Source organism: Clostridium homopropionicum DSM 5847 (assembly GCF_001263795.1).
GTDB classification, from domain to species: domain Bacteria; phylum Bacillota; class Clostridia; order Clostridiales; family Clostridiaceae; genus Clostridium_H; species Clostridium_H homopropionicum.
Map to the genome: position 1 here is coordinate 149,406 of NZ_LHUR01000022.1, position 15,461 is coordinate 164,866.

At 30.8% G+C, this 15,461-nt stretch carries 21 protein-coding genes; 8 read left to right on the top strand and 13 right to left on the bottom strand.

What is annotated here, in order from left to right; all coding sequences use genetic code 11:
• Window positions 1–12: 12 nt before the first annotated feature.
• The 3 genes from CLHOM_RS08735 to CLHOM_RS08745 are packed head-to-tail and all read right to left on the bottom strand — an operon-like array spanning window position 13 to window position 774.
• On the bottom strand, window positions 13–222 hold the full coding sequence (locus CLHOM_RS08735; RefSeq protein ID WP_052221317.1) for a hypothetical protein: 210 nt from the start codon (window positions 220–222) through the stop codon (window positions 13–15).
• A 56-nt stretch (window positions 223–278) separates the two neighbouring features.
• Complete coding sequence (locus tag CLHOM_RS08740) at window positions 279–548, bottom strand: spore coat protein (RefSeq protein ID WP_052221318.1); 270 nt, start codon at window positions 546–548, stop codon at window positions 279–281.
• Between the two features lie 22 nt (window positions 549–570).
• Window positions 571–774, bottom strand: coding sequence for a hypothetical protein (locus tag CLHOM_RS08745; RefSeq protein WP_052221319.1), 204 nt, complete (start codon window positions 772–774; stop codon window positions 571–573).
• A gap of 201 nt (window positions 775–975) precedes the next feature.
• Between CLHOM_RS08745 and CLHOM_RS08750 the strand changes: the two genes are divergently transcribed.
• Window positions 976–1,350 carry a winged helix-turn-helix transcriptional regulator gene (locus tag CLHOM_RS08750; RefSeq protein ID WP_052221320.1) on the top strand — a complete coding sequence of 125 codons (375 nt, stop codon included), beginning with the start codon at window positions 976–978 and terminating at the stop codon, window positions 1,348–1,350.
• A gap of 177 nt (window positions 1,351–1,527) precedes the next feature.
• Window positions 1,528–1,941, top strand: coding sequence for a pyridoxamine 5'-phosphate oxidase family protein (locus tag CLHOM_RS08755; RefSeq protein WP_052221321.1), 414 nt, complete (start codon window positions 1,528–1,530; stop codon window positions 1,939–1,941).
• A 58-nt stretch (window positions 1,942–1,999) separates the two neighbouring features.
• Here the strand turns inward: CLHOM_RS08755 and fabF are convergent, their stop codons facing one another.
• The gene (gene fabF, locus CLHOM_RS08760) at window positions 2,000–3,235 is read right to left on the bottom strand and encodes a beta-ketoacyl-ACP synthase II (protein ID WP_052221322.1); all 1,236 of its coding nucleotides are present in this window, start codon (window positions 3,233–3,235) and stop codon (window positions 2,000–2,002) included.
• Window positions 3,236–3,439: 204 nt separating this feature from the next.
• On the opposite strand from fabF, the gene CLHOM_RS08765 reads away from it, so the two are divergent.
• From CLHOM_RS08765 to CLHOM_RS08775, 3 genes are all read left to right on the top strand, one after another.
• A complete protein-coding gene (locus tag CLHOM_RS08765) occupies window positions 3,440–4,321 on the top strand; it encodes an AraC family transcriptional regulator (RefSeq protein ID WP_052221323.1) in 882 nt (293 codons plus the stop codon).
• A 123-nt stretch (window positions 4,322–4,444) separates the two neighbouring features.
• The gene (locus CLHOM_RS08770) at window positions 4,445–4,981 is read left to right on the top strand and encodes a DUF6143 family protein (protein ID WP_052221324.1); all 537 of its coding nucleotides are present in this window, start codon (window positions 4,445–4,447) and stop codon (window positions 4,979–4,981) included.
• A gap of 36 nt (window positions 4,982–5,017) precedes the next feature.
• Window positions 5,018–5,569, top strand: coding sequence for a DUF6143 family protein (locus CLHOM_RS08775; protein ID WP_052221325.1), 552 nt, complete (start codon window positions 5,018–5,020; stop codon window positions 5,567–5,569).
• A 45-nt stretch (window positions 5,570–5,614) separates the two neighbouring features.
• Here CLHOM_RS08775 and asnS read toward each other — a convergent pair whose 3' ends face one another.
• Window positions 5,615–7,006: an asparagine--tRNA ligase gene (gene asnS, locus CLHOM_RS08780; protein ID WP_052221326.1), complete on the bottom strand. Its 1,392-nt coding sequence runs from the start codon at window positions 7,004–7,006 to the stop codon at window positions 5,615–5,617.
• A gap of 225 nt (window positions 7,007–7,231) precedes the next feature.
• On the opposite strand from asnS, the gene CLHOM_RS08785 reads away from it, so the two are divergent.
• The 3 genes from CLHOM_RS08785 to CLHOM_RS08795 all read left to right on the top strand — a co-directional run bounded on the left by CLHOM_RS08785 (window position 7,232) and on the right by CLHOM_RS08795 (window position 10,345).
• A complete protein-coding gene (locus tag CLHOM_RS08785; RefSeq protein WP_052221327.1) occupies window positions 7,232–8,164 on the top strand; it encodes a dipeptidase in 933 nt (310 codons plus the stop codon).
• Window positions 8,165–8,253: 89 nt separating this feature from the next.
• A complete protein-coding gene (locus tag CLHOM_RS08790; RefSeq protein ID WP_052221328.1) occupies window positions 8,254–8,526 on the top strand; it encodes a late competence development ComFB family protein in 273 nt (90 codons plus the stop codon).
• Between the two features lie 127 nt (window positions 8,527–8,653).
• On the top strand, window positions 8,654–10,345 hold the full coding sequence (locus CLHOM_RS08795; RefSeq protein WP_052221329.1) for a phospho-sugar mutase: 1,692 nt from the start codon (window positions 8,654–8,656) through the stop codon (window positions 10,343–10,345).
• Between the two features lie 184 nt (window positions 10,346–10,529).
• Here CLHOM_RS08795 and CLHOM_RS08800 read toward each other — a convergent pair whose 3' ends face one another.
• The 8 genes from CLHOM_RS08800 to CLHOM_RS08830 form a co-directional block, all read right to left on the bottom strand.
• Window positions 10,530–11,087 (bottom strand): hemerythrin domain-containing protein, encoded by a 558-nt coding sequence (locus CLHOM_RS08800; protein WP_052221330.1) that lies wholly within the window; start codon window positions 11,085–11,087, stop codon window positions 10,530–10,532.
• Between the two features lie 131 nt (window positions 11,088–11,218).
• Window positions 11,219–11,980 (bottom strand): anthrax toxin lethal factor-related metalloendopeptidase, encoded by a 762-nt coding sequence (locus CLHOM_RS08805; protein ID WP_074782711.1) that lies wholly within the window; start codon window positions 11,978–11,980, stop codon window positions 11,219–11,221.
• Between the two features lie 92 nt (window positions 11,981–12,072).
• On the bottom strand, window positions 12,073–12,624 hold the full coding sequence (locus CLHOM_RS08810; protein WP_278321730.1) for a class I SAM-dependent methyltransferase: 552 nt from the start codon (window positions 12,622–12,624) through the stop codon (window positions 12,073–12,075).
• Between the two features lie 83 nt (window positions 12,625–12,707).
• A complete protein-coding gene (locus CLHOM_RS08815; RefSeq protein ID WP_052221332.1) occupies window positions 12,708–13,541 on the bottom strand; it encodes a DUF6414 family protein in 834 nt (277 codons plus the stop codon).
• An 80-nt stretch (window positions 13,542–13,621) separates the two neighbouring features.
• Window positions 13,622–14,161 (bottom strand): DUF5673 domain-containing protein, encoded by a 540-nt coding sequence (locus CLHOM_RS08820; protein WP_052221333.1) that lies wholly within the window; start codon window positions 14,159–14,161, stop codon window positions 13,622–13,624.
• Window positions 14,162–14,247: 86 nt separating this feature from the next.
• Window positions 14,248–14,952, bottom strand: coding sequence for a PrsW family intramembrane metalloprotease (locus CLHOM_RS08825; RefSeq protein WP_052221334.1), 705 nt, complete (start codon window positions 14,950–14,952; stop codon window positions 14,248–14,250).
• Between the two features lie 55 nt (window positions 14,953–15,007).
• Window positions 15,008–15,145, bottom strand: a complete 138-nt coding sequence (locus tag CLHOM_RS18330) for a hypothetical protein (RefSeq protein WP_161803213.1) — start codon at window positions 15,143–15,145, stop codon at window positions 15,008–15,010.
• Window positions 15,146–15,245: 100 nt separating this feature from the next.
• Window positions 15,246–15,431, bottom strand: a complete 186-nt coding sequence (locus tag CLHOM_RS08830; protein ID WP_052221335.1) for a helix-turn-helix domain-containing protein — start codon at window positions 15,429–15,431, stop codon at window positions 15,246–15,248.
• Window positions 15,432–15,461: the final 30 nt, after the last annotated feature.

The window sequence follows — 15,461 nt, forward strand, 5'->3', positions numbered from 1 at the left end:
TTATTTACCCCCTTACATATTTAATTTATTTTGAATAAAAGATTCCATTGCTTTTATATTTTCCTTTTTAGTATGTAAGCATCTTTCGGCAAAGGACTGTAGCTCACTATCTTCTATCATAGATATACTTGACTGAATTTTCTTTGCACCAATAAGATTACTATCCATTAATTCTCTCAATTCAAGCATTTCATGTGGTGCAAGATTCATTTTATTATCCATCATTTCACCTCCAATCTAACAAACTCAAATTAATGAGATTGAATTTTTTTATAAACTTATTGAGTAACCGAACTAATTTCTCCTAGTTCTGATTGAAGCTGTTGTTGTGGATTTCCATATGCATTATACCATCCTTTACTCACTGCTATATCAGAAAGTCTGTGATGAGAATTAATACAAGCTGTTAATTGGTTTTTAAGAGTTTTCCTAAGTTCAGGATTTGTTGTTTCTGTTAATGCTTTTGCAAGTGTTCCTATTGATGCCTTTGAGCTTGAAAGTAAATCAAGTGCAATATCTTTTTCGGATAATTTATCATTTTCTGCCATCTATCTTCTCTCCTTACTATCTTTATTTTGCATTAAATCCTAGCGTAGATTGTATATTTTGTAGAGTTGTTTTTTTAGAAGCTATTGAGTCCTGCATAAAGTTTTTCAACTCTTGGTCATTAACCATATTTAAACTTGCACTTACCTTTTTAATTCCTAACATTTCTTGACTTATAAACTCACGAATTTCTATAGCCTCATGTGATGCTAATTGAGTATTTTCCATATGTATCACCTCCCAACTATAGATAGTATTATCCTCCTGTTTATAATAATCCATGGAAATTAAATCCACTATCGCAAGATGTTTAATATTGCTCCAAATTTATTGTGATAGTATAATACTATTAAATAAAAATTACTTAAACCAATTACATTATTTAATAGTATTAACAATATGCCCACAATTCCCATAGGAGATATTATAATGACAGACAAGGAAAAATGTGAATTAACAATCGAAACTACGGATGGAGAGGTATGTCCTGTACGTACAACCCAAAAGATATTTGAAGGTAAGTGGAAACTCATAATTTTATATTATCTAAGCTTAAAATCAACACGCTTTAATGAGTTACAAAAACTAATACCAAATATATCTCACGGAGTACTTTCATTGCAGTTAAAGGAACTAGAAAAAACACACATGATAAATCGAAAGGTATACAACGAAATTCCTCCAAAGGTGGAGTATTCATTAAGTGAGACTGGTGAAAAGTTTTTGCCAGTTATGAATATTTTAACTGATTTTGGCAAAGAGTATATAAAGACACATAATGTTAAATTTATTAAATCTGAATAATTAAGCTATCCTATTGAAAACCCTAGGATAGCTTTTGTTTTACTTTATTATTGGTCATAAATTTATGACTATCTCATAAAATTGTGCGTACTTGTTTACTTTATAACATTATTTATAATGATATTGTAAATAAATTTCATGAATCAAAATGAGCATTCATTTTAGGAGGTTAATTATATGACAAAGGAAAGTGTATTAGAATTATTACCAAATGGCTCAATGGGAATATTCTCAACTATCAATGAAGAAGGATTCCCAGATGGGAGAGGATGGCAATTCCAATTCGAAGAAAATGGCAAATTTTATTTTGCTACTAACAATACTAAAGATGTATATAAAGAAATGCAAGCTAACTCAAATGTATCTTTTACTTCAATGGAACCAACAGGAAAGTATACTGTTAGAATTATAGGTAAAGCAACATTTATTTCTGATCCATCTGAAAAAGAAAAAGCCTATGCTAAATTAGATAACATAGTAAAAAGCATATATAAATCATGGGATGATCCAATTTTAGAAATATTTTATGTGTCAAATGGAGAGTTAAAGGTCGCTACAGGATTCAATCCAGCAGAAGTTATTAAATTCTAAGATATAAGCCAATTGCTCAGGCAATTGGCTTCTTAATATAATCCCATGAATTTTCAACTTAATTAAAAGCTTTTAAAACTAATGTAGCATTATGTCCACCAAAACCAAAAGAATTAGTTAAAGCATAATTAAATTCTGCTTTACTACCTTCATTAGGAATATAATTCAAATCACATTCTGGGTCTGGAGTTCTGTAATTTATTGTTGGTGGTAAAAATCCTTCCTTTATTGAAGATGCTGTTATTATAGCCTCAATAGCACCTGAAGCTCCTAATAGATGACCTGTCATTGATTTAGTTGAACTAATTGGGATCTTATATGCATGTTCTCCAAAGACAGACTTCACTGCAGCAGTTTCATTTTTGTCATTCGGCTTTGTAGAAGTTCCATGTGCATTTATATAGCCAATGTCAGACGGTTTTATATCAGCATCTTCAATTGCAAGCTTCATGCATCTTGCGGCCCCTTCTCCTCCTTCTGCTGGTGCAGTTATGTGAAAGGCATCATTTGTACAGCCATAACCAACTACTTCTGCAATTATATTTGCTCCTCTACTTAAAGCATGCTGAAGTTCTTCAAGTATGAGTACTCCAGCCCCTTCTCCTAGCACAAATCCATTTCTTTCTAGATCAAATGGTCTACAAGCAGTTGCAGGATCATGATTTGTAGTCATGGCTTTACTTGCGCAAAAACCTGCTAAAGTTAATCCTGTAATAGGTGCTTCTGCTCCCCCGGCTATCATTACATCTGCATCATTTCTTTGAATTACTTTGAATGAATCTCCAATTGAATTTGTAGAAGATGCACAAGCTGTAACAGAACACTCATTGAAGCCTTTAGCACCATACTTTATAGCAATAAGACCTGAAGCCATATTGGGTATCATCATTGGGACTAGGAAAGGACTTACCCTTCGATAGCCTTTTTCTATAAATTCATTATGTTGACTTACCATAGTCTCAATTCCACCAATACCAGTGCCTATTATTACACCCATTCTTTCTTTATTGACTTTATTTAAATCAATTTTCGAATTTTTTACTGCTATTTCAGTGGATGCTAAAGCAAACTGTGCAAATCTATCAATTCTTCTCAATTCTCTTTTCTCAATAAAATTCATTGGATCAAAAGCTTTTACTTCCGATCCAACCTTAGTTGGTAAATCTGAAACATCAACTCTTTCAATGATGCTAATTCCGCTTCTTCCAATCTTTATTGATTCCCAAAGCTTATCTGCTCCTATTCCTAGAGATGAAACTGCCCCCATTCCTGTAATAACTACTCTTCTTTTCATATAGACCTCCTGTAAGCCATACTAGTAATATCAGTATAAATCTTTAAAATTTGAAAACTATTTACTTTAATTGTCTTAATAGGTATAATAAACTGAAATGAAAAATATCGCCTTTGAAAATAATTGTAATAGATTAAACTAATTAAAATGAACAGATATTGCTTTTTAATTAAATAACTATTAATAAGAAAAGGTGTTTAAAATATGAAAGACTTAAAAAAAGCTATTGTTACTACAATAGATTATATTGAGAATAATCTTTATAATAGAATTTCCTTAGATGATATATCTCTCCATACCAGAATTTCAAAATATTATCTTCATAGGTCCTTTAAATCTTTAACAGGTGAATCTATTATTGAATATGTTCAAAGTAGAAAATTAACCTCCAGCATAAATGAGCTTATAAATACCAATATGAGAATTATCGACATTGCCTTAAACTATGGCTTTGATTATGAGCAATCTTATATAAGAGCTTTTAAAAAGACCTTTGGATGTACCCCATTAAAAGTAAGATCTGACCAAACCTCATTAAGTTTAGTAATTAAAGAAAAAATTAATACTAAAGATATTTTATCTTTTGGAAATTCAATTACTTACAATCCACACTTTGTATTTAAGCAGAAATTTAATTTAGTTGGCATTAAACATAAGATATTAAGTAAATCCGGTGATAAAACTGCAAATATATACGGAAAAGACTTCTTTTACAATCACAAAAATAGAATTCCTAATGTTATAAATCCACACCTATATTTTGGCTATACAGATTGGGGCAGTAATGGATTTATATATTATACTCCAAGTGCACATGTAAATGATTTAAATATTATTCCTGAAGGAATGATAGGTATTACCGTTCCAACTCATAAATATGTTGTATTTCGCTTTATTGGTTTTTTTAGCCCCGATGAGATTAATGGCAGACATATAGGACGACTATTGGTTCAATTGTACTCTAGATGGATTTTTAAATCAGGATATAAATTTGCTGATACTTTTAGATTTGAATATATAGATACTTCAATGTCAAAGGATAATTACTGCGAATTACATATATATCAACCAATAGAAGACGCATAAAATCTTATAAGAAACTTTGCTTGAGACCCCTAGGGGTCTTTTTCACTATCATTACCTTTTTCACAAATGCCTATTCTTTCTCATATTATATCATTATGAGAATTTACAGTTAGGAGTAAAAGTATGCCAGAAAAAATTAGTAATCAACTAGTCGAGATAGTAAATATAACCAGCCCAGCCTTGAATTCAAGACTGGGAAGATATTTTATCGGACAAACCGGGCTGCTGAATTTTGGCAACGGATATAATGCCTGGGGCGGGATAATAAATCCTATTAATTCAGGAGTCAATCTATATTTTGATATTTTTACCATAACAAACTTTTCTACACAAAGCTTCATGGGAGAAATATGGTTAAATGCCGATGCACCTAAAAATGCAGTAATCTCTTCAACTGTAACTCCATCGAATCAGGGTATTTCACCTGCTCCAATACCAAAGTCCGTAATGAAGTATGCCGATTATTTCACTGGACCCATGACTAGAGGTGTAAATATTTTCGGCAGAATTGTTTCTCCAAATTCCACCCTTGTAAGCGATTCACACAATGGCTCAATAATTATCGGCCCAGGAGGCTCCTTTTCAATACTTATAAGACCGTTGGAATCTGAATGCATCACATGCACAATAGTTTTGACCTGGTGGGAGGAAGCAATATGAATCATCAGTCAATGCATGATTATGAGGAGGAAGATTATGAGCTTAGTATTAATGGATAATGAAAAACAACCCCCAAAAGTCAACGTACTTTCTGAGAACGTATATCACTCCTATCTTGGAGAATACTTTCTAGGGCAAACTGATATCATTTCTTTCGGTGGAGGATATAATGCATGGGGTGCACTAGTCAACCCGTCTGATTCCAAGATTAATATGTTTTTGAATGCCTATACCATTACCAATTTTTCCAATGTGTCATTAACAGCTGAAGGCTGGCTAAGTACCACACTTCCTGGAAGTGGAAAAACATCGCCATATTTTGCTGCCGGTAATCAGGCAATTATTCCAACGCCAATGCCCAAGGTGAAAATTCTAAATTCCAGCTTTGTATCTTCAAAACCTAGCGGCGGTACCTACACCTTTGTAAGAAGGGTTGAACCAAGTCAAACCCTTACAAAGCATGATTTTCAAGGCCTGTATATCATACCTCCAGGAAGTTCATTTTCTCTATTCTTTTTGTCACCGGTAAATTCGCAGATATATGCGAGATTAGCCTTTGGTTGGTGGGAAGAATCTATATGTCAATAAGATTTACAAAGTCAATATAAAAAAGAACCCTCATGGGTTCTTTCTTTAAAACTCAGCTACTCCTGGTGTTCTTGGGAATGGAATTACGTCTCTTATATTTCCCATACCAGTTAAGTACATTATCATTCTTTCAAAACCAAGTCCATATCCAGCATGCTTAGTTTCGCCATACTTTCTTAGTTCTAAATACCACCAGTAATCTTCTTTATTAAGTCCTAATTCTTCCATTCTCTTTTCTAAAGCAGGTATTCTCTCTTCTCTTTGGCTTCCACCAATTAGCTCTCCTACTCCTGGTACTAATAAATCTGCTGCTGCAACAGTCTTTCCATCATCGTTAAGTCTCATATAGAAAGACTTAATGTCCTTTGGATAATCTGTAACAAATAGAGGCTTCTTAAATACCTTATCAGTTAAGTATCTTTCATGCTCTGTTTGAAGGTCTATACCCCATTCTACTGGGTACTCAAATTCAGCTCCTGATTTTTTAAGTATATCTACTGCTTCTGTATAAGTTATTCTTCCAAAATCAGAGTTAACTACATTTTCAAGTCTTTGGAATAACTCCTTGTCTATAAAGCTGTTGAAAAATTCCATTTCTTCTGGAGCATTTTCCATTACATAATTAATTATATATTTAACCATAGCTTCTGCTGTATCCATGTAATCAGTTAAATCCGCAAAAGCCATTTCAGGTTCAATCATCCAAAACTCTGAAGCGTGTCTCGCTGTGTTTGAATTTTCTGCTCTAAAGGTAGGTCCAAAGGTATATATATTTCTAAAAGCAAGAGCAAAAATTTCTCCTTCTAACTGCCCACTTACTGTAAGATTTGTTTGTTTTCCAAAAAAGTCTTGTTTATAATCAACCTTTCCCTTATCATCCTTAGGAGGGTTTTCTAAATCTAAGGTAGTTATCTGAAACATTTCTCCAGCACCTTCAGCATCGCTTCCTGTTATTATTGGTGTATGAACATAAACGAAATCTTGGTCTTGGAAAAATTTATGTATTGCATAAGCTGCTAAAGAACGAACTCTAAATACTGCTGAAAAAGTGTTACTTCTTGGTCTTAAATGAGCTATAGTTCTTAAGTATTCAAGAGTATGTCTCTTCTTTTGTAAAGGATAGTCTACATTAGAATTTCCTTCTAAAACTACTTTCTTAGCTTGAAGCTCAAAAGGCTGCTTTGCATTTTCAGTTAGTACAATTATTCCTTCTACAAAAATACTTGAACTTATAGGGTATTTGCCTATTTCCTTAAAATTTTCTAGCTCTTCCCCAAAAACTACTTGAAGATTTTTAAAGAAACTACCATCATTCAATTCCATAAATCCAAATTTATTTGAAGCTCTTATTGTTCTAATCCATCCGCTTATTTTTACTTCTTTATTGACAAACTTATCAGTTTCCCTGTAAATCTTTTTAATTAATGCAGTTTCCATGATATCCCTCCTCAATATAATATATAGTATAATACTTTTCATAATAAAAAAACCTTAATCCTAAATAATTATTAGGACGAAGGTTTGGCTCCGTCTAAGTCTAGAAAAGTAAAAATATGGTCTCGGTTTCTCATATTAGAAAAAAACATTTTTTTATGTAATTTTTAGCTCATAAAGATTATAATATTAAATAAAATGTATGTCAACAAATAACGGGGGTATTATATGAAACTTATTGATTTTCATTGTGACACTGCTCTAAAAGTATACGAGGATGCTTCAGAGCTTAAGGAAAATGATTACTCCATTGATATTCAAAAGTTAAAAAAAGCTAATTCTTTAGCACAGTTTTTCGCTATGTTTGTAGAGTTAAATATAACTAAAGATCCATTACAAAAATGTCTAAGCATGATAGATAAATTCTATACTGAGCTTTCCAAAAATAAGGACTCAATATTATTAGCTACAAGCTACGAAGATTTACTTTATAACAAATCTAAAGAGAAGATTTCTGCCTTTTTAACTGTTGAAGAAGGTGCGGTTCTAAAGGGACAAATGTCAAACCTTAGAATTTTAAATAAACTAGGTGTAAAATTAATAACTCTTACTTGGAACTTTCCTAATGAAATTGGTTATCCAAACTGTATACCTGAATATATGGATAAAGGCCTTACTCCTTTTGGAATTAAATTAGTAGAAGAAATGAATAGGCTTAATATGATAGTGGATGTTTCTCATCTTTCTGATGGAGGCTTCTATGACGTAGCAAAGCATTCAAAGGCTCCCTTTGTAGCTTCTCATTCAAATGCAAGATCCATAACTAATCACCCTAGAAACTTAACTGATGAGATGATAAAGCTACTCTCTGAAAAAGGTGGAATTATGGGTTTGAACTTCTATGGAGAATTTCTAGGCGGAGGGCAGAACAGCAGGATTGATCATATGGTCTCCCATATTAAACACATAAAAAGCATTGGCGGTATAGAGGTTTTAGCTATTGGTTCCGATTTTGATGGTATAGAGTCAACTTTAGAAATTGAAAATATCGGAGAAATTCATAAGCTGATATCAGCTCTTAAGAAAAATAAATTTACTGAATCAGATATAGAAAAAATCTTTTATAAAAATGCTTTGAGACTCCTAAAAGATATAGGCTAGTAATATTTTAATAAATATGTAATTTATGCTTTAATATAGTCAAGTCTTATTATAAAATATTAATATAAATAAGATTGAGGTGAAGGTACATGTACAAGTTAAGAAATTATTCCGAAGAAGCAGTTGACAATTTGCTAGATACTGTATTGTCTAAATACGATAATACTTGTAAATGCGAAAAATGTAAGCTAGACATAAAAGCTTATGCATTAAACTCTATCACCCCTAAGTATGTGGTTTCTGACAAAGGCGAAATTTATACTCGAGCTCTTAATGAAATTAATAAACAGGAAGTAGTAAACATTACAGAAGCCATAATGAAAGCAATTGAAATTGTAAGCAGCAATCCTAAGCACGATTAAAAGGCAGCTCTAATATTAAATTAAATAATATTAGGGCTGCTTTTTAAAAACTAAATTTATTCACAAAATATCTCAAAGTATAAAACCTCTTTCTTTGGAAATTTTAAATGTTAAAGGAGTGAACATAATGGAATACATGAAGGCTTATAATGAATGGCTGAAGGATAGCTATATTGATGAAAAAACAAAAGAAGAGTTGAAAAATATTGAAAAAGATGAAAAAGATATAGAAGATAGATTTTACAAAAATTTAGAATTTGGAACAGCTGGTTTAAGAGGTAAACTAGGAGCTGGAACTAACAGAATGAATATTTATACCATTTCAAAGGTAACTCAAGGTATAGCTGAATTTATAAAAGAAAAAGGCATTTCCTATATGAACAGGGGAGTAGCGATAGCCTATGATGTTAGGTATTTTTCAAAGGATTTTGCCAAAACTACTGCCCTAGTATTTGCAGCTAACGGTATTAAAGTTTTTCTATTTGAAGATATTAGGCCTACCCCCGAGCTTTCTTTTGCCATTAGACATTTAAATGCTTGTGCAGGAGTGATAATAACTGCAAGCCATAATCCAAAAGAATACAATGGCTATAAGGTTTACTGGGAAGATGGGGCTCAGGTTTTATCGACTATTGCTGATCCTATGACAGAAAAAATTAATAAAATTACTAGCTTTAATGATATAAAGAGCATCTCCTATGAAGAAGCAATCGATAAAGGTCTGCTTCAAATAATAGGAAAAGAAATAGATGATGTATATATTTCTAAGGTAAAAGCTTTAAGCATAAGTGATGATATTGATAAGAATATTAAAATTGTATATACTCCATTAAACGGTACAGGGAATATACCTGTGAGAAGGGTTCTAAGAGAAAAAGGATTTACAAATATAATAGTAGTTCCTGAACAGGAACTTCCTGATCCAGATTTCACCACTGTAGGTTATCCAAATCCCGAAGACACTAAAGCTTTTAAATATGCAGAAAATCTAGGTAAAAAAGTTAATGCAGAGCTTTTAATTGCAACAGATCCTGACTGTGATAGACTTGCTATAGAGGTTAGGGATAAAAATGGAGACTACATTTCTTTAAATGGCAATCAAACTGGTGCTATTCTTATTCAGTACATTGTTGAAGGTATGAATGAAAAAGGCAATTTACCCAAAAATGCTGCTATTGTCAAATCCATAGTTACAGGAGATTTAGGTAAAGCTATTGGTGAAAAATATGGAGTAACCACCTTTGAATCCTTAACTGGCTTTAAAAATATTTGTGGTAGAATCCCCGAATTTGAAGCTACAGGAAAATATAAATTTATTTTTGGATATGAAGAAAGTATTGGATATACTTCTGGTACCTTTGTTAGAGATAAGGATGGAGTCAGTTCTTCAATGCTTCTATGTGAAGCAGCAGCTTACTACAAAACTAAAGGGAAATCTTTAATTGATGTTTTAGAAGATATATACAAAGAGCATGGATATTATAAAGAAAAGCAAATATCCATTGAGCTTGAAGGTCTTCAAGGTCAAGCAAGAATTAAAAGAATGATGGAAACCTATAGGAAATATTATCCAAGAGAGATAGCCTCAGCAAAACTAAATAAATTTATAGACTTTCTTAAGGGCTATGCTGATATTCCTCCTTCTGATGTATTAAAATTCTATCTGGAAGATGGAAGCTGGTACGCAATTCGCCCTTCTGGCACTGAACCTAAAATAAAAATTTATTTATATACAAAAGGAAACACATCTGCTGAAGCAGATAATAACCTTTCTAATATGGAAAAAGTTATTTTAGAATTCCTAAATTGTATAGCCTAATACTTAATCAGTGTTAAATTCATCCAATACGTGAATATGACAGTATAAGTAATATATTTCAAATTTACAATTTTTGTATTATAATGATATTGTATACATCACTAATTATAAGAAAACCATCATCAGGATAAAAATTTTTTTAATCTTGATGATGGTAATTTAATTAGTTTCAAGTTTTGCCACTTTAAAAGACTATACCTGACTCTAATTCATCTAAAAGCTTCATATACTTTTCTTGAACTTTTCTTTCTCCTGCTTTTTCTTCAATTTCCTTACACTTTTCATCTATTTCATCTAAATCTTCTTTTGATAAATTGTTTTTAGCATACTTATAAAGAGCATTATCTTCTTTAAAAATATGTCTTTTTAATAAATCTGAATATCCAATAGAATTAGCTATTATATCTACTCTTGAATCCATATCTCCGGCTTCATACTTCTTTAAAGCCTCTTCTAGGTTCATCATGAAAAGTCTGCCTAAATCGTGTTCAACAAGCATTCCTTCTACTGTAACCTTCCCAATACGGTTGTTATCTCCACCTTTTAATTTTTCAAAAAGAACTATTTCCTCTTTGCTGTGGTGATGTTTATCTGCGTAATTTCTTACAAAGTCAATTATCTTATAAAAGTTGTTGTAATCTACCTGTTCATTATTAACTACTTTAATACAGACCTTTCTTATAACTTCAAGCATTCTCAAGATATTCTTATGTTCTTCCATCATAATATTTATTGCATTCATTTTTATTTCCCCTTTCAAAATCACATTTATTTCTAATAGTATTTCTTATTTTTGATAATAAATTTATTGTTTTTTTCTTTAGTAAATAATATCATATTTTTAGGGAGAACTTAGTAACTTTAGTTACGTAACTACGTAAATTTTAAATTATAATAATTTTTTATAAAAAAAGAGTAACTAGTTAAATTACTAGTTACCTCACTTAGTCTCATTTCAAGATTTTTTATAAACTCATAGGTTAAAGGTGCCTTTTCCTTTAATTTTGAATTTTCAGCTTCGTTTAAATAATACATTGCAAAGGTTTCAGCAAAATACTCTTCTGAATAGTTTACAAAGTATGCTTCATTGCCAAATAAGTTTACAACCTCTTTTCTCCATATAGCTTTATATTCTTCACTAGAAGAAATATTGTTAAAAACATAGGCATCAATTGCATGTGCTGTTTCATGTAATTCTAAATTTACAGACCCATGAGCTTCTCCTGGATCACTATAACCTATTCTTGCAACTACAGGTTTTCCTCCTGCCCCCGGAACATCATCCCATGTTTTCCCGGTTTCTTCCCAACCTCTAGGTGTAACCCCTTTCAAATATTCGTATTCTTTTACTTCTGTAATATTTGTATTAGTTAAAATTATATTTACATTTTTCTTATAGAGTTCTTTTAAAATTAGAGAAGGTATCTTTTCTATTCTTCCAATCATTTTATTGACTTCATCAATATTATAATTTTCCTTTGGAAGAATAATTAGATTACTTATATTAAAAGCTTTACTGTTTTGTATAGCTTGTCCATCTTTAATGTTTAAAGCAGAAGCTCCTGAGGCTTGAAGCGATAGAAACAGCATCATAAAAGTAACAAAAATAACCTTAATTAGCTTATTGTATCTCATTTTCATCTTCCCCCCTGCTAAAAGGCTGTATTTCAGCTAATTAAGATTATATCATAAAATAATTTTTTTATAAGAGGAATCTATACCCTCATTTATTTCATTCCTACCAGTAAGCATAAATCCATTGAGACTTCTTTCTTAACTTTGTCATTTCCCCAAAGCTTTTTAACCTTCTCATATGCACGATTATAGAAGTCCTCCCCCATGTCCTCTATACACAATCTAGTTGCTGACCAGGACTTCATATAATCAAATAATTCATTTAAATCCCACTGAATAACCATATCTATACTTGGAGTCTCAATCTTCTTAAATGGGAAATCTAAATCTCTATAATGATTCCATAAAATTTTATTTTCCTTTGCCCAATAAGGGTTGATTTTCTCAAATATCTCTTCTTTTATTAACAAATCAATATCCTTTTCTACATTAAACCAAGAATAGCCCCAAGCTGCGAATATGCCGTCTTCCTTTAGAACTCTTTTTACTTCTTTCCAAAATTTTTCATGATTGAACCAATGAAGTGCTTGAGCCACACAAATTAAATCAAAGGTATTATCCTTAAAATTTGTAGTTTCTGCACGTTGCACGGAATAATCTATCCCCTCATGCTTCATTGAATTTGTTATTTGATTCTCACTAATATCTTTTCTTTCTCCATGCTATCCCCCCCAAATTTTATATTTAACTTATGCCTTATATTAAAAAAAGAGGCAATCAGCCTCTTTTAAATATACATTGCAATTGGAAGTATCTCTATTATAGATCCATCACTTTCTAGGAAGTGATTTTCAAACTCATACTTTATTGAACTGTTATTAAAAATACTCTCTTTTATTTCTTTAAAATCCTCTTCATGTAGTAGATCTAAGCAAGTCTTTATAGCGAAATCCTTATTATACTCAGTGGCTTTGTTAATATTAACTACCTTACCCATTATAGTTATATTGTTATATAAATCCTCTATATTGTCTTGCACATATTTTAGATGTATTGGAACTATAGCCTTTACATTGGTATTAAACAAATGATCTGTTATAAGTCTCAAACATCCCGCTTCCTTGCAATCCGTAACCTGACTCTTCAATAAATTTAATATTGGAGTATCCTTAGAACCCTCTTTTATTTCTAATGTACTTCTCATTTCCATGTATTTTATAATATCTTCAATTTGTTTTAATTGAGGATTTTTATTTAGTCTACAGCTGATTTCTATATAATCATTTTCTTTAATATTTTTAATATCTTCACTAGAAGTAATTTGCTTTAGTATATTTTCTGCCTCTAATATTTGCTTTGTTTCTAAAAAAACTACTATTATTTTTGATATTTTCTCCTCAGTCCTCTGCTTAGAAAATTCATCTAATAACTCCAAATTGAAGGTACCTTGCAAATAGCACCCCTTAATTACATTTGCTAATGGAGTTGATATTCTAATTGCTTGCTGTGACTTTGTGCTTATAGTTTTAATTTGTACAAACTCTTGTATAACAACTGTAAATAAATTATTTAATAAGTTCTCATTAATATATAAAGGAATAACTGCCTTGTTTTTTAGCATCTAAAACAAATCCTCATTTTAAAATACTTTACATTTTAATTTTATAATTGTATTTTTATTTTTAGAACTTATTAATATTCTTATTTAATTTTCTTTATTACTTTTTTGACTAATATATCTCTCACTTCTTTAACTTTTTCCTCTGGAATAGTTACATATGCATCTTTTTTACTATTTTTTGTTAAGAACTTTTCATCTATAGTTATTATTAAATTGTCTTTTGACCAACTATATCTATCAATTTGATCCCAGGTAATTCCTTTAGATCCTACAGCTAGTCCATTTTCACCTATATATTTTTTACTAAGCTGTGAATACATTAAAGATATGTAAAAAGAAGCCCAGAATAATAATTGTACTACTAAGTTAAATATATTTTTATTTCTATCTAATGCTTGCTCTGTTGCTAATTTATATTCAATAATGGAAATTCTAAACATATATATAACGGCTATTGTAATTACTGATACTCCTATATATTTAGTTATTCCCCTCTTCTTTTCAATTTCAATAAGTTTTTTTCCTATCCTCTTCTTTTTCATCATAGTTGATACTGTATTAGTTACTATAAAAGCAATGAAAATTAAATAAATATAATTATAACTTTGAGCCTGAGCCATTTCCCCTTATCCTCCCTTTTGTTTATTTTATCACTACATTTTCTTATTATATCTAAATTATATAAGTTTTGTATATAGCTAAGAGTTTAAAATTTCTTATTTCTTATGGTATAAAGCTCTTTTGATTCTTTATAATATCTATTTAATTTTCTTAAATTTACTATCCAAAGGTATGCAACGAAAGGTATAAATAAGGCTAGTAAAAATGATACCTCTGACATTAAAATGAAATCGAAAATACCGTGCAATATAGCTGGAACCCTTAAAGATTTTTTAAGGTAATACTCATATTCTTCTCGACTACTCGAAAACTTTGCCAGTGAAAGATAATATCCCATTGTAACTGCAAAAAGCAAATGAGCTGGCACAGATAAAACACCTCTATATATACCTACATAAGGATTTGCAGTATACCTAAAAACAACATACATTACATTTTCAATTGTCGCAAAGCCTAAGGCAGAATAAGCTGCATAAATTATTCCATCCAGTTTTTCATTAAATTCACGACTTCTAAAGGCAAATCTCAGTACCACTTCTCTTTTAAAAAATTCCTCTGTTATTCCAGCTACAATAAAAGCTGTATAGGCAGCACCTAATAAACCATTAAAAATATTGAAAGATGAAAGTATATTCTCTACAATACCTGTTGGTATCACAGAAAGAGCACCAAAAATAAACACTTTTATCAATAAGCCTAGTGGCTCTCTGTCATACCTATCCGTTAGATATGCTGAAAAAGCTAATACAATTCCTGGGACAAGTGCAATAATAAACAATCTTGTATTCATGTGTTTCTCCTTTGTATATTCATTTTATCCTTAGTAAATAGTTTAACTGAAAAATTTAAATTCTAAAAGTAAATACTGCATCTTCTTTATTTTTAGGTTCTTTTTTAGTCTTAAAGCTGCATGAAGTTAAGTTGACCATAAAAAATATAATAATGAGAGATACATTTGCAATCTTAATAATTCTTTTAAACATATAGCGCCTCCAAAATAATACACTATAGATTATTATTCCCGAAGCTGATTAAATTAAACAAAGCTCATATAATATTAAAATATTACATGAGCCTTGTAAGCTAGTTTTTAAACTTTTCTAAGTCAACCTCATAAAACTCAGCTAACTTCTTTTTCTCTCCATTAGTGGTTGAGATTATTCCTTTTTCCTTGTCTATATACTCGGAAACTGATATATTCAATAAGGCTGCAATATCCTTCTCGCTTTCTCCATTTTCAAGTCTAAGATTTTTCAAGTTCTCATTCATAAGCTCACCCCTAACGTTGTTTTAAGTTAT

Excerpts from the sequence above, each read along its gene's own strand:
- CLHOM_RS08825 (WP_052221334.1), bottom strand. The coding sequence starts at position 14,952 with ATGAATACAAGATTGTTTATTATTGCACTTGTCCCAGGAATTGTATTA.
- CLHOM_RS08750 (WP_052221320.1), top strand. The coding sequence starts at position 976 with ATGACAGACAAGGAAAAATGTGAATTAACAATCGAAACTACGGATGGA.
- CLHOM_RS08745 (WP_052221319.1), bottom strand. The coding sequence starts at position 774 with ATGGAAAATACTCAATTAGCATCACATGAGGCTATAGAAATTCGTGAG.
- CLHOM_RS08765 (WP_052221323.1), top strand. The coding sequence starts at position 3,440 with ATGAAAGACTTAAAAAAAGCTATTGTTACTACAATAGATTATATTGAG.
- CLHOM_RS08830 (WP_052221335.1), bottom strand. The coding sequence starts at position 15,431 with ATGAATGAGAACTTGAAAAATCTTAGACTTGAAAATGGAGAAAGCGAG.
- CLHOM_RS08740 (WP_052221318.1), bottom strand. The coding sequence starts at position 548 with ATGGCAGAAAATGATAAATTATCCGAAAAAGATATTGCACTTGATTTA.
- CLHOM_RS08775 (WP_052221325.1), top strand. The coding sequence starts at position 5,018 with ATGAGCTTAGTATTAATGGATAATGAAAAACAACCCCCAAAAGTCAAC.
- CLHOM_RS08820 (WP_052221333.1), bottom strand. The coding sequence starts at position 14,161 with ATGGCTCAGGCTCAAAGTTATAATTATATTTATTTAATTTTCATTGCT.
- CLHOM_RS08805 (WP_074782711.1), bottom strand. The coding sequence starts at position 11,980 with ATGAGATACAATAAGCTAATTAAGGTTATTTTTGTTACTTTTATGATG.
- CLHOM_RS18330 (WP_161803213.1), bottom strand. The coding sequence starts at position 15,145 with ATGTTTAAAAGAATTATTAAGATTGCAAATGTATCTCTCATTATTATA.
- CLHOM_RS08795 (WP_052221329.1), top strand. The coding sequence starts at position 8,654 with ATGGAATACATGAAGGCTTATAATGAATGGCTGAAGGATAGCTATATT.
- CLHOM_RS08735 (WP_052221317.1), bottom strand. The coding sequence starts at position 222 with ATGGATAATAAAATGAATCTTGCACCACATGAAATGCTTGAATTGAGA.
- CLHOM_RS08790 (WP_052221328.1), top strand. The coding sequence starts at position 8,254 with ATGTACAAGTTAAGAAATTATTCCGAAGAAGCAGTTGACAATTTGCTA.
- CLHOM_RS08785 (WP_052221327.1), top strand. The coding sequence starts at position 7,232 with ATGAAACTTATTGATTTTCATTGTGACACTGCTCTAAAAGTATACGAG.
- fabF (WP_052221322.1), bottom strand. The coding sequence starts at position 3,235 with ATGAAAAGAAGAGTAGTTATTACAGGAATGGGGGCAGTTTCATCTCTA.
- CLHOM_RS08815 (WP_052221332.1), bottom strand. The coding sequence starts at position 13,541 with ATGCTAAAAAACAAGGCAGTTATTCCTTTATATATTAATGAGAACTTA.
- CLHOM_RS08800 (WP_052221330.1), bottom strand. The coding sequence starts at position 11,087 with ATGAATGCAATAAATATTATGATGGAAGAACATAAGAATATCTTGAGA.
- asnS (WP_052221326.1), bottom strand. The coding sequence starts at position 7,006 with ATGGAAACTGCATTAATTAAAAAGATTTACAGGGAAACTGATAAGTTT.
- CLHOM_RS08770 (WP_052221324.1), top strand. The coding sequence starts at position 4,445 with ATGCCAGAAAAAATTAGTAATCAACTAGTCGAGATAGTAAATATAACC.
- CLHOM_RS08755 (WP_052221321.1), top strand. The coding sequence starts at position 1,528 with ATGACAAAGGAAAGTGTATTAGAATTATTACCAAATGGCTCAATGGGA.